General features: G+C 44.2%; 1 pseudogene. It reads left to right on the top strand.

Annotation, left to right across the window (positions count from 1 at the left end):
* Window positions 1–71: 71 nt before the first annotated feature.
* Window positions 72–968, top strand: a pseudogene (locus tag HMPREF9166_RS12760) (IS3 family transposase); the annotation flags it as partial.
* Window positions 969–1,004: the final 36 nt, after the last annotated feature.

The raw sequence follows: 1,004 nt of genomic DNA, 5'->3' as shown, positions 1-1,004 counted from the left end.
AAACAGATCAAAGACTTGCAAAGACGTAACGCCCAGCTCGAGGAGGAAAATCTTATCCTAAAAAAAGCGATTGCCATATTCACGCCACACTCAAACAACGATTAAATGCCGTCCATCAGCTGCGCCTCCAACATGACATCAAAACCCTATGCAGGGTCCTTCACGTCAACCGCAGTTCCTACTATAAGCACTTTAATGCACCTCCTTCTCCAAGAATCAAGGAGAATCAGCACATTCGCCGTCTCATTCTTCATATCTATGCCGACTACGACAACTGCATCGGTGCTTATAAAATAACGCATATCTTATCCCGTGACTATGGCATTTCCATCAGTAGCGGAAGAGTGTACCGCCTGATGCGCTCCATGACCCTTCCAAAGCCTTCCACCGTTAAGCCAAAACGAAACCCACAGAAAGGCTCCGGTGAATGCCACGATCTCCTGCGTCGGCAGTTTCATCAGTCTGCCCCCAATCTTGTTTGGGTCAGTGATTTTACTTATCTTAGGGTCCATCGTACTTGGTATTTCCTTTGTATTGTGATGGATTTGTTTTCCCGAAAGATCATCGGTTGGAGTTTATCCTCCAAACACGATACCGCACTGATTATCGCTGCCTTCCATAAAGCATATCAGAGCAGAAATATTTCCTACGGCCTGATCTTCCATTCCGATCAGGGGGCGGAGTATACCGCTTCTTCTTTCCGTAAGCTTTTGGATGCAAACAATATTGTCCAGTCGTTCTCCAAGAAAGGATGTCCCTTTGACAATGCCTGTTGTGAATCGTTCTTTAAGTTCTTAAAGAAAAATTGTACCAATCGACGTACCTATCACTCTGTCGAGGAGTTACGTTTGGACATCTTCGACTATATCGAGAATCTTTATAACAATCGGCTTCCTCATGGATCTCTTGCATATAAAACCCCGAATGAATTTGAAGCCGATTTCTTCAACCGCTTCTCATCTGTTTAGTTGCTCTTTTTTGTGTCTACTCTATTGACTGTGGTT

Origin of the sequence: Selenomonas sp. oral taxon 149 str. 67H29BP (assembly GCF_000146365.1) — a bacterium.
GTDB classification, from domain to species: Bacteria; Bacillota; Negativicutes; order Selenomonadales; family Selenomonadaceae; genus Centipeda; species Centipeda felix.
This window is presented reverse-complemented; position numbering and strand designations above follow the sequence as displayed.